The sequence below is a fragment of the Pseudochelatococcus sp. B33 genome (genome assembly GCF_053570585.1).
Genome location: NZ_JBSEFH010000003.1, coordinates 98,513 through 109,025, shown reverse-complemented (window position 1 = coordinate 109,025; position 10,513 = coordinate 98,513). Strand labels below are relative to the sequence as shown.

The window sequence follows — 10,513 nt, the reverse complement described above, 5'->3', positions numbered from 1 at the left end:
GGCAAACCGGATCGCGCGGACGTCCACAGCGATTTGGGCGAACGGCCGACATGGGTCGTAGAACGAACCCGCTGCGCGGGAAGGAGGATTACCGACGAGTGGCGAAGTTGCGTAGAACCTGGGTCAGGGCCGAGGCCGGGGCCGAACTGGCGTTGCGTTGGAGGACGACGAACTCGACGGTGCCCGGGTCGGGCAGCCCGGGAGCTGGCGCCACAGTGGCGAGGCCCGGCGGGATCAGGCGTCGCGAATGGGGCATGAACCCCAGGCCCGCAGCAGCGGCTGCAATCAGCCCGTTCAGGCTACCCGCCGTACAGACGATCCTCCATTCGCGCCCTGCACGGTCAAGCGCTGCCAGCGCCGACGCCCGCGTGATGCTGGGAGGCGGGTACACGACGAGCGGCAGGGGCATCTCGGGGTCGGGACTGAGCTGCGGCGCACTGACCCACACCAATTGCTCCCGCCAGACAATTTCTCCGCGCTGTTCGTCAGCCGGCCGCTTGGCGAACAGTACATCGATCTGGCCCGCGTCGAACTCCCGGTAGAGATTTCCGCTCAGACCGATCGACAGTTCGAGTTCGATATCGCTGAAGCGCGTCCGGAACAGGGACAGGATGTCGGACAGCCCGGTCAGCGCGAAATCCTCCGAAATGCCGAGGCGCACGAGGCCGCGAACGGATCTGGCGGTAACGAACTGTTCGAGCCGGTGGTGCGCGGCAATGACCTCGCGCGCGAAGGGGATCAGCGCCGCACCTTGCATCGTGACGGTGACATTATGCGTCGTACGCACGAAAAGCTGGCGGTCGAGTTGCGCTTCCAGCCTGGCGATCTTCTGGCTGACGGCCGATTGACGTGTCCCGAGCACACCGGCAGCTCCGGTGAAGCTACGCTGTTCGGTAACGGCGATAAAGGTGCGCAGCAGGTCCGGATCGGCGAAAGTGATCGTCATGCGTTGTCCATGATCGGCAGGCTGTTTTCCTCCCGGTTTTATCTCATTTTAGGATGACTGAAATCAAATTCATTCCCCTTCCAGATTGAAAGAATTAGTGCCAGAGTAGCGCCTGTTCTCATAACGGGTGCATTCATGGAATTGCTGCGCCGACTTCGGCTCGACCCCTACCTTGTCCTGCTGCTCGCAACGATCGGCCTTGCCGCGTTCGCGCCAGTGCGCGGCGGATCGGCCGTCGCCTTCGGCTATGTCGTGGAAGCCGCCATCGCCCTGCTGTTCTTTCTCTATGGGGCGAAGCTCTCGTCCAGGGCGGTTGTCGAGGGCCTCACGCACTGGCGTCTGCAGGGCCTTGTCTTCGCAGCCACCTATGTCCTGTTTCCCGTGCTGGGCCTGGCCGTCGCTTTTCTCGCGCGGGGCGTCGTGTCGCCGGATCTCCTGACTGGCCTCATTTTCCTCAGCGTCCTGCCTTCGACCGTGCAGTCCTCGATCGCCTTCACCTCGATTGCGCGGGGAAATGTCGCCGCCGCGCTGACAAGCGCGAGCCTGTCCAACATGAGCGGGGTCTTCGTCACACCGGCGCTGGTGGCGCTTCTGCTGGGAGGCAACGGCGGAGGAATTGATGCGGCTTCGATCGTCGATATCGCGATGCAGATCCTGCTGCCGTTCATACTCGGGCAGTTCTCTCGCCCCCTGATCGGCCAATGGCTGTCGAAGCACGCCGCGGTCACGTCGAGAGTCGATCGCGGCGTCATCATCCTTGTTGTCTATGCGGCGTTCAGCGAGGGCATGGTGGAGGGGATATGGTCGCGGGTCGAGCTATACGACCTGTTCTGGGTGGGCGTGGTCTGCGCCGTTCTGCTGGCGCTCGTCCTGACATTGACGGCACTTGCCGGCAGGCTTCAGGGGTTCAACCGGGAAGACCGGATCGCCATCCTGTTCTGCGGCTCCAAGAAAAGCCTTGCGACAGGCATTCCCATGGCAGGCATCCTCTTCGCTGGGCAATCCGTGGCGCTGATCGTCCTGCCGCTCATGATATTCCATCAATTGCAGCTCTTTGCATGCGCCGTTATCGCTCAACGCTATGCTGCCGAGTTGCCCAGGGCCGAGATGCAAGTCACGGTCTGATGATCGACGTCATTGCCAGAACGGAAGCCGTTCTCCCTCTTTTACCCTGCAATGTGGAAATGCAAAGTGCCGCCGCGAAAGACCGCGGCTGCGCCGATGCGGCACGATCTTCCTCGATGTTCGTTACGCGGGAGATTCGTCATGTCCAATATCGCCACGGATACGGCTCTGCAGGCCGACCTTCAGGAAGTCCAGAGCAAATGGGGATGGTTCGTCGCGCTCGGGGCCGGACTGCTCGTCGCAGGTGGCATCGCCGCTGGAAATCTGTTCATCGCCACACTTGTCTCGATCGTCTGGATCGCGGCCATGATGTTCGTGGGCGGCGTCATGCTCCTTGCCCAGGCTTTCACAACCCATCGCTTGGGACGGAGGGTCCTCTACGTGGCGAGCGGTTTGCTCTACGCAGCCGCGGGAGCGATCGCAATCTATGATCCGGTCCTGGCCTCGATCAGCCTTTCGCTGGTGATAGGCATTCTGCTCATCGCGGCAGGCGGGATGCGGATCGTGTCGGGGGTCCAGGAACATGGGCAGGAGGGCTGGGGCTGGATCGTCGCCGGCGGTATCCTCACGCTGGTCGCTGGCGCCATTGTGGTCGCCGCATGGCCGGAAATCGGTCTCTGGCTGCTTGGTGCGATCCTGTCCGTCGACCTGATCTTTCAGGGATGGGGCTTCATCGCCTTCGGCCTCGCACTGCGTCGACAGGCTGGGAAATGAACCGCCCCGCGCATTCGTGCCCTTTGGCAAGCGGCAGGGCGATCCGGGAAGAACCGCCCTCCAATCCCGTCCAGGATAGCAACGTGGCCATGATGACTATGGAGATAAGCACATGCCCGACACTCAAGACGATCTCGAGCCGATCCGCGGCGATCGCGGCGCGCCCATTCTCGGCCCGCGCAATCCCGCTCTGCAAGGCCAGAACCCCGACCTGCTTCGCTCCCCCGAAACGGACGCCGGAACGGTTCCCAATCTGAAATTTCCGTTCTCCGCTGCCCGCAACCGCCTCGCCGGTGGCGGCTGGGCGCGCGAGGTCACCGTCCGGGAGCTGCCGGTCGCAACGACCTTGGCCGGCGTCAATATGCGTCTCAAGCCGGGCGGGCTGCGCGAGATGCACTGGCACAAGGAAGCCGAGTGGGGGTACATGATCGCCGGCCACGCCCGCATTACCGCGATCGACCCCGAGGGCCGCAACTTCATCGACGACGTGCGTGCCGGCGATATCTGGAATTTCCCGGCCGGCATCCCCCATTCGATCCAGGGCCTCGACGATGGCTGCGAATTCCTGCTGGTGTTCGATGACGGCAATTTCTCGGAGAACGAAACCTTCCTCATCAGCGACTGGTTTGCCCATACGCCGATCGAAGTGCTGGCGAAGAACTTCAGCGTTCCCGAATCCGCGTTCGCCAACATCCCGACCGATGTCGAGACGTCGCGCTGGATCTTCGCCGGCGCGCTTCCCGGCCCAATTGCCGAGGAAGAGGTGATCTCCCCGGCCGGCAAAACGCCCACGCCCTACAGCTTCCGGCTTTCGGAGGTTGAACCGACCAAGGTGCCGGGCGGACAGGTCCGGATCGTCGATTCCTCGAACTTCCCGGCCGCCTCGACCATTGCCTCGGCGCTGGTCGAGATCGAGCCCGGCGGTATTCGCGAGCTGCACTGGCATCCCAACAATGACGAATGGCAGTATTTCCTGTCGGGCAAAGGCCGCATGACGGTGTTCGCCTCGAGCGGCAAGGCCCGCACCTTCGATTATCAGGCGGGTGATGTCGGCTATGTGCCGTTCGCGTTCGGCCACTATATCGAGAACACGGGCGACGAGCCCCTGCGCTTCCTCGAAATGTTCAGGAGCTCCTATTTCGCCGATATTTCGCTCAATCAGTGGATGGCGCTCTCGCCGCAAAAGATGGTCAAGCACCATCTCAACCTCGACGACGTCACGCTGGCGAAGCTCACCAAGGAAAAGCAGGTCATCGTCGGATCTCGCAAGTGATCCGGCGACGATGCAGGCTGCCGCGTCCTCCCCTCCGGCGCGGCAGCCTGTTTTCTGGCGGCATGAAAGCCCTGTCGCATGGCAAGCGTCACCGTCTCGCTGATCCTGTTGCTCTCGGTCGTGCTGAGCGGCACGGCCGCGCGGCTGCTGCCATTCGCTATTCCGCTGCCGCTGGTCCAGATCGCCATTGGCGTGCTCATCGCAGGTGTTGCGCAGCTCAGCGTGGTCCTCGATCCCGATATTTTTTTCATGCTCTTTCTGCCACCCCTGCTGTTTCTCGACGGATGGCGCATACCGAAGGAGGGCTTGTTCCACGACTGGGGGGCTATTGCGGCACTTGCGTTCGGCCTCGTCGTCTTCACCGTTCTGGGTGTCGGCCTGTTCATCCATTGGCTGATCCCGGCAATGCCGCTGGCCGTCGCCTTCGCGCTGGCCGCCGTTCTGTCCCCGACCGATCCGGTCGCTGTTTCGGCGATCGCCGCCCGCGTTCCGGTCCCCAGACGCCTTATGCACAGATGAAGACATGAGCGCTTGAAGCCATGGGCGCTGCCGCGTTCATGGCTATTTCGTTCGTGGATTTTCAGCGGGTTCGGACGTATCGACAGCCTGTGCGGCCGCACAGGCTGGTACTGACATGCCATAGGGACAGTCAGTCCTGTTGAAGAGCAGCTTCGACCGTTCTCGCAATCCAGCTCTCGATGCTCATCCCGGCCTTTTTGGCTCTTTCAGCCGCGGCCTGCGCCAGCGACGGGTTGAGAGGCACGTTGTAGATGACGTCTTCGACTTGATCTGCCGCCAGGACCTCGGTCGACACTTTCTGCGCGAACAGACGCGCATTCTCCGTTTTCTGCTCGACCGAAAGATCCGATCGGGCATCGACGGCCGGGCAATAATACCCGATCAGAAGATTGATGGTGTTGTCCGTCGAAACACCGTCCCCCCGGAGAAGAGCGATCGCCCGCTGCAGCTGCAGGGGATCGGATAGGCGCTCCCCTTTCGGGATTGCCGCCTCGATCGCCGGCGTCAGGGGCGGACCGTCGAGGTCGTGCACGACTGGACAATCCAGCCCGCCGGCATAGGCCGGCGTGCAAACCAGTGTGATGCTGGCCATGGCTATGGCAGTCGTGAGCCTGTTCATCGGGTTCCATCCAGGTTCGAGGGACGCCGGAGAAAGCGTGCCACCAGCGGCAGGACAGGATCAGGCCGCGTTGTTGGCGCTGTCCCCGCCGGTGACGTCATAGGTTGCGCCCGAGACCATGCGGGCCTCATCGCTGGCAAGAAAGACGGCAACCGGCGCTATGTCCTGGGGCGAGATCCACGGCACGCCGAGTGGCGATCGTTCTTCGAGGACATGCCGGGCCTCGGCTTCAAGCTTGTCCGTCGCCTCCTTGGTGTCGAGGTCGCCGAGGACCTGCGCATAGCGCTGCCTGTGGCGCGTGAGAGGAGTGTCGATCAAGCCCGGGATCACCGCATTGACCGTGATGCCGTAAGCGCCCAGTTCGAGCGCTGCGGATTTCATCAGCCCGATGATGCCCCATTTCGAGGCAGAGTAGGCCGCCCCGAATTTGGTGCCGTGCCGCCCCTGGGTCGACGACGTCACGATGATGCGTCCGCCTCCGTTGCGCACGAGATGCGGCGCTGTCGCGCGGATCGCATGGTAGGTGCCGGTGAGGTTCACGTCGATCTGGTCGTGCCAGTCGGCGTGGTTCATCTCCAGAATGGGCTTGAAGGACTGGATCCCGGCATTGGCGAAAAGGATGTCGATCCTGCCGAAACGCTCGACAGTGCTCTCCGTGGCGGCGCGCAAGTCGTCCAGATTGCGCTGGTCGAGGCGGAACCCGGCCCATTGCCCCCCTGCCTGACGTACCGCCTCACCCGTGCTGTCGAGTTCGTCGGCGCTCGCTGGCACCACTTCGAGCGAGGTGCTGACAGGGCCGGCGATATCGATGCCGACGACGGCGGCACCTTCCCGGGCGAAGGCGACGGCGGTCGCGCGGCCGATGCCCCGGGCCGCTCCGGTGACGATGGCAACCTTGTTTGCGAGACGCTTCGCGGCCATTGATCATTCTCCAACCCGTTGGGCGTCGCGATCGGCGACGGGTACTCAGTGGAATTCAGGCGCGAGTTCCGCCTGACGTTGTCTCCAGCGCTTCGGCGTCTCTCCAACGAACTTCTTGAAGACGGTCGTGAAATGCGCCTGGGTCTGGAAGCCGACACCCAGGGCGATATCGACGATGGACTGCGTGCTGTGGGACAGAAGGTTCCGGGCGATCTCGATGCGCCGGCGCAAGACGAAGTCATGGGGGCGATAGCCGGTCGCGGCACGGAACTGGGCGGCGAAGTACATCTTGCTCAGACCCGCCACCTCCGCGAGATCGGCAAGCGTGATCGCGCCAGTCAGGTTCTCGTCGATATAGGCTGTCACTCGCTTCAGCCGCCACTTGGGCAGCACGCAGATGCCGTTGCGGGGCTCCCTGTCGCCGCCGGCGGAACCGATCCCGAGCCAACGGGCCAGGACGGCAAGGCGGATGACATCGGCCTGCACGTCGGCAGCCCCATCCGTCTCCGCCGCGCCCTCCAGAATGGTCACGAGCCGCTTGATGACGGGATCAGTGGTGGAATCGACAAGATCCTCGGCCTGGAACAGGCTTTCGCTGGCCGCCGCCACGTCGTTACCAGCCGGTTCAGCCGTGATCGAGAGCACGACATTCATGTGCGGCAGACCGATCCGAAGCGGGGAAGAGGGGCTTTCCACCAGGCAGCCGGGGGCGTGCGTCTGATCGGCTATCGGGGCCGGTGCCCGGGTGGCGACGGGCGGGCTGAAAAACGAGACGGTCGACATTGGCATGGCCCCTGTGATTATTAGCCGGGACCGGAGCGCACAATTCACGCCGCTGCATTGCTTCAGGCTTTCAGCGTGAAGTCGGCTGTATTGCTTCCAGTGAAGCAGCCAACGGCTATCTTTCTGGCTCCGGACTGACAGGAACAGGGTAGCGATCGCACCAATCGGCTCAATTATACGCTGGTTTGGGGAGGTATCTCATGGCTTTGGAAACGCAAACCATCGTATGTATTGCCTTGACAGGCAGGTGTAGTATCGAGCGCGATGGGGGTAAACGGGAGGAGGAACAGGACAGATGCCGATCGATCTCCCTCCTCTCAGGGTCTCTCCATTCTATCCGATCGCTGCAATAGCCATTGCCGCAGCCATTTTTGTCATCGACGCGCTGTCACCACTCGGTCTGGCGATTGCGGTGCTCTATGCGCTCGTCGTCATCCTGAGCGCGAACTTTCTCGATCGCCGTGGCGTCCTCGCGGTCGCCGGGATTTGCATCATCTTCACGCTGGTCGGTTATGTCGCCGGACATCTGGGCACCTATCACTTCGACGCCGTTGTCAGGTGCCTCATCAGCCTGGTGGCGATCGCCCTGACCACGTTCCTCGCGCTCAAGAACCAGGATGCGATGCTGGACCTGCGTCGGCAGGCGTCGCTGCTCGCCTTGACCCATGACGCAATCTTCGTTGCCGATAGCGCCGGCGTCATCGCCTATTGGAACCGTGGCGCGGAAGAGCTTTACGGATGGACCGGCGCGCAGGCGGTCGGGAGGAAGGTGGCGGATCTCCTGGATACCACGGCGCCGCAGAGCTGTGCGCAGATACAGGAGCTTCTGCTGAAGAACGGCCGCTGGGAGGGCGAGCTGACACGCACCAGACATGACGGTTCCAGGGTCGTCGTCATGAGCCGCCTTTCCCTGCACCGGGACGAGGCCGGCCGCCCGTCCGCGGTCATGGAAACGAGCAACGACATCACGGACAGGCGCAGGGCCGAGGATGCTTTGATCCAGGCGCGGGCAGAGCTCTTCCACATGGCGCGCATCAGTACGCTTGGCGAGCTGACGGCATCGATCGCCCATGAGGTCAACCAGCCCTTGGGGGCGGTCGTCACCAACGGTGAGGCGGGCCTGCGCTGGCTTTCCCGCGAGCCGCCCAATCTCGACGCCGTGCGCAACTCCCTGGAAAGGACGATCTCCAACGGCCGAAGGGCGAGCGAGGTGATCGCCCGCCTGCGCGCGCTTGCCCGCCGCACTCAAGCCCACTACGCGCCGCTCGATCTCAACGGCGTCATCACCGAGACACTGTCGCTGGTGGAGCGGGAGCTTGGCCGCCAGAACATCGGGCTCGCTCTTGCGCTTGACGATGCCCCGCTGACCGTTGTCGGCGATCGGGTGCAATTGCAGCAGGTGATCATCAATCTCGTGATGAATGCCATACAGGCGATGGAAGCCGTTCAGGACCGGGCGCGCGAGCTGAAGATCAGCACCTCCTTCGAGGCCGGCGAAGAAGGGGGCCTTGCCTGCGTCGAGGTTTCAGATACCGGCATCGGGCTCGGCGATGCTGCCTCGGAGGCGCTGTTCGACGCCTTCTACACGACCAAAACCGATGGCATGGGTCTCGGCCTGTCGATCTGCCGCACGATTGTGGAGGCGCATCAGGGTCGGATAGAGTCGCGACCGGGGACACCCGCAGGCGCGACCTTTCTGATCCGGTTACCAGCAGCTTTGAAGGATTCGGCATGCGAGACAGTGTGACGGCGCCTCTGGCGCAAGCCACTTCCGACACGGTGATCGTCGTCGATGACGATTCCGAGCTCCGTGATGCGCTCGAAAACCTGTTCGGCTCCGTCGGGATCGCGGTCAGGACCTACGGCTCCGCGTCGGAAATGCTCGAGGCGAAACTCCCCGATGGCCCATCTTGCCTGGTGCTCGATGTCCGCCTGCCAGGGGTCGGCGGTCTCGAATTCCAGAACCAGCTCGCGCGCTCGGGTGTGAAAATGCCGATCGTGTTCATGACCGGGCACGGCGATATCCCGATGTCGGTGAGGGCGATGAAGGCGGGTGCCATCGATTTCCTTACCAAGCCCTTCCGGGACCAGGACATGCTGGATGCGGTCTCGGCCGCAATCGAGCACGACAGGCAGCGCCGCCAGTCTCAAGCCGCAGCCACCGAATTGCGCCAGCTCTATGCGTCGCTGACGCCGCGTGAAGCCGAAGTGATGTGGTTCGTGACCAAAGGGCTGCTAAACAAGCAGATCGCCGCCGAAATGGGCCTCGCCGAGATCACGGTGAAGATCCATCGCGGGCATCTGATGCGCAAGATGGGGGCCAAATCCGTGGCCGACCTTGTCCGCATGGGCGAGGGACTCAGTCTGCATGTGTAGAACATTTCTACTGTTCGTTGAAACGCAGGAATACTCTATCTCTTTGTTTTTACACAATTCCAGCCGGAAAACCGGTTTCCATTTTTGCCGGAATTGCTTGAGGGCCGCCGTACTCGAAACCTCCGTATAAGTTCCAAACTGCTGCGAATTGTTCCATCTGAAGAAGGGAATTCAGATCGTGGCAGCAGCCATGCCGGCTTTTGAAGGAACAATGCGAGGTGTCCGACATACCCAATATAGCCGTCATCGACGATGATGACGGCCTGCGCAGCGCCACCGAGAACCTGCTTTCGGCTTGCGGATTCAAGGCGTGCACCTTTGCGTCGGCCGAGGATTATCTCGGCTCCGGACTGGTTCCGGACACGGCATGCCTCATCACGGATGTTCAGATGCCCGGCATGGGCGGCATCGAGCTTCAGGCCGCATTGCTCAGGCAGGGGCATCGAAAGCCGATAATCTTCATCACCGCATTTCCCGAAGCACACCTGCGCGAGGAGGTGCTGGCAAGGGGGGCCGTTGCCTTCCTGAGCAAGCCGTTCGAGGTCAGCGAACTGCTGGCCCATGTCGAAAGCGCCCTGGAGCGCAACGGTTGATCCCGTTCCCGGGATCGTTCGAACAGGAAAAATGACGGTCGATCCCGGAAGATCGGACGCCGCTGCCCCCCAGACAATGCGGCCGGTTCATCATCGAAAGGAGCTGATCATGAACAAAACCGTTTCCCCCAAGACCGCTTACGAGGCCGGGCATCTGCGCACGCCTTCGCCGTTCAGTGATGAGGCGGTGCGTGACATCGCGGCCGCGCTCAACGGCGTGCTGGCGGATGCGTTCGCGCTCTACCTCAAGACCAAGAACTTCCACTGGCATGTGAGCGGTCCGCACTTCCGTGACTATCATCTCCTGCTCGACGAGCAGGGGGATCAGATTTTCGGGATCACGGATGACGTTGCGGAGCGCGTTCGCAAGGTCGGCGGCACGACGTTGCGCTCGATCGGCGGGATCGCGCGCCTCCAGCGTATCCTCGACAACGACGCCGATTATGTCGACCCCAGGGATATGCTTGCCGAACTGGGCGGCGACAACCGGCAGCTCGCTACCGGCATGCGGGCGGCGCACGAGGTATGCGGCACCCACGGCGACGTTGCCTCGACAAGCCTGCTCGAGGGATGGATCGATCAGGCCGAGCGCCGCGCATGGTTCCTGTTCGAGGCCACGCGAGGCCACCTCTCGAACAGCTGAT

At 62.6% G+C, this 10,513-nt stretch carries 11 protein-coding genes and 1 pseudogene; 8 read left to right on the top strand and 4 right to left on the bottom strand.

Annotated features, from left to right (window positions below):
- Positions 1–88 precede the first annotated feature (88 nt).
- Entirely contained in the window at positions 89–946 is an 858-nt protein-coding gene (locus tag ACUSIJ_RS04080) for a LysR family transcriptional regulator (protein ID WP_449307092.1), read from the bottom strand.
- Between the two features lie 135 nt (positions 947–1,081).
- Here ACUSIJ_RS04080 and ACUSIJ_RS04075 point away from each other — a divergent pair, with 135 nt between their 5' ends.
- The 4 genes and pseudogenes from ACUSIJ_RS04075 to ACUSIJ_RS04060 all read left to right on the top strand — a co-directional run.
- Positions 1,082–2,071: a bile acid:sodium symporter family protein gene (locus ACUSIJ_RS04075; RefSeq protein WP_449307091.1), complete on the top strand. Its 990-nt coding sequence runs from the start codon at positions 1,082–1,084 to the stop codon at positions 2,069–2,071.
- A gap of 141 nt (positions 2,072–2,212) precedes the next feature.
- Positions 2,213–2,785 carry an HdeD family acid-resistance protein gene (locus ACUSIJ_RS04070; RefSeq protein WP_449307090.1) on the top strand — a complete coding sequence of 191 codons (573 nt, stop codon included), beginning with the start codon at positions 2,213–2,215 and terminating at the stop codon, positions 2,783–2,785.
- A gap of 112 nt (positions 2,786–2,897) precedes the next feature.
- Entirely contained in the window at positions 2,898–4,058 is a 1,161-nt protein-coding gene (locus ACUSIJ_RS04065; RefSeq protein ID WP_449307089.1) for an oxalate decarboxylase family bicupin, read from the top strand.
- 78 nt (positions 4,059–4,136) lie between these two features.
- Positions 4,137–4,571, top strand: a pseudogene (locus ACUSIJ_RS04060) (cation:proton antiporter domain-containing protein); the annotation flags it as partial.
- 136 nt (positions 4,572–4,707) lie between these two features.
- Here the strand turns inward: ACUSIJ_RS04060 and ACUSIJ_RS04055 are convergent.
- The 3 genes from ACUSIJ_RS04055 to ACUSIJ_RS04045 are packed head-to-tail and all read right to left on the bottom strand — an operon-like array spanning position 4,708 to position 6,900.
- A complete protein-coding gene (locus tag ACUSIJ_RS04055; RefSeq protein WP_449307088.1) occupies positions 4,708–5,196 on the bottom strand; it encodes a hypothetical protein in 489 nt (162 codons plus the stop codon).
- A gap of 60 nt (positions 5,197–5,256) precedes the next feature.
- Entirely contained in the window at positions 5,257–6,117 is an 861-nt protein-coding gene (locus tag ACUSIJ_RS04050) for an SDR family NAD(P)-dependent oxidoreductase (RefSeq protein WP_449307087.1), read from the bottom strand.
- Positions 6,118–6,162: 45 nt separating this feature from the next.
- Positions 6,163–6,900: a helix-turn-helix transcriptional regulator gene (locus tag ACUSIJ_RS04045; RefSeq protein ID WP_449307086.1), complete on the bottom strand. Its 738-nt coding sequence runs from the start codon at positions 6,898–6,900 to the stop codon at positions 6,163–6,165.
- Positions 6,901–7,195: 295 nt separating this feature from the next.
- Here ACUSIJ_RS04045 and ACUSIJ_RS04040 point away from each other — a divergent pair, with 295 nt between their 5' ends.
- The 4 genes from ACUSIJ_RS04040 (at position 7,196) to ACUSIJ_RS04025 (ending at position 10,512) form a co-directional block, all read left to right on the top strand.
- Positions 7,196–8,647 (top strand): sensor histidine kinase, encoded by a 1,452-nt coding sequence (locus ACUSIJ_RS04040; RefSeq protein ID WP_449307085.1) that lies wholly within the window; start codon positions 7,196–7,198, stop codon positions 8,645–8,647.
- Complete coding sequence (locus ACUSIJ_RS04035; protein ID WP_449307084.1) at positions 8,632–9,276, top strand: response regulator transcription factor; 645 nt, start codon at positions 8,632–8,634, stop codon at positions 9,274–9,276. The genes ACUSIJ_RS04040 and ACUSIJ_RS04035 overlap by 16 nt, the downstream gene beginning before the upstream one ends.
- 218 nt (positions 9,277–9,494) lie before the next feature.
- Complete coding sequence (locus ACUSIJ_RS04030; protein WP_449307083.1) at positions 9,495–9,869, top strand: response regulator transcription factor; 375 nt, start codon at positions 9,495–9,497, stop codon at positions 9,867–9,869.
- Between the two features lie 109 nt (positions 9,870–9,978).
- A complete protein-coding gene (locus tag ACUSIJ_RS04025; protein WP_449307082.1) occupies positions 9,979–10,512 on the top strand; it encodes a Dps family protein in 534 nt (177 codons plus the stop codon).
- The last annotated feature ends 1 nt before the right edge of the window (position 10,513 follow it).

What these genes read in the sequence shown, in the direction of transcription:
- ACUSIJ_RS04080 (WP_449307092.1), bottom strand. Translation starts at nt 946, where the DNA reads ATGACGATCACTTTCGCCGATCCGGACCTGCTGCGCACCTTTATCGCC.
- ACUSIJ_RS04075 (WP_449307091.1), top strand. Translation starts at nt 1,082, where the DNA reads ATGGAATTGCTGCGCCGACTTCGGCTCGACCCCTACCTTGTCCTGCTG.
- ACUSIJ_RS04070 (WP_449307090.1), top strand. Translation starts at nt 2,213, where the DNA reads ATGTCCAATATCGCCACGGATACGGCTCTGCAGGCCGACCTTCAGGAA.
- ACUSIJ_RS04065 (WP_449307089.1), top strand. Translation starts at nt 2,898, where the DNA reads ATGCCCGACACTCAAGACGATCTCGAGCCGATCCGCGGCGATCGCGGC.
- ACUSIJ_RS04055 (WP_449307088.1), bottom strand. Translation starts at nt 5,196, where the DNA reads ATGAACAGGCTCACGACTGCCATAGCCATGGCCAGCATCACACTGGTT.
- ACUSIJ_RS04050 (WP_449307087.1), bottom strand. Translation starts at nt 6,117, where the DNA reads ATGGCCGCGAAGCGTCTCGCAAACAAGGTTGCCATCGTCACCGGAGCG.
- ACUSIJ_RS04045 (WP_449307086.1), bottom strand. Translation starts at nt 6,900, where the DNA reads ATGTCGACCGTCTCGTTTTTCAGCCCGCCCGTCGCCACCCGGGCACCG.
- ACUSIJ_RS04040 (WP_449307085.1), top strand. Translation starts at nt 7,196, where the DNA reads ATGCCGATCGATCTCCCTCCTCTCAGGGTCTCTCCATTCTATCCGATC.
- ACUSIJ_RS04035 (WP_449307084.1), top strand. Translation starts at nt 8,632, where the DNA reads ATGCGAGACAGTGTGACGGCGCCTCTGGCGCAAGCCACTTCCGACACG.
- ACUSIJ_RS04025 (WP_449307082.1), top strand. Translation starts at nt 9,979, where the DNA reads ATGAACAAAACCGTTTCCCCCAAGACCGCTTACGAGGCCGGGCATCTG.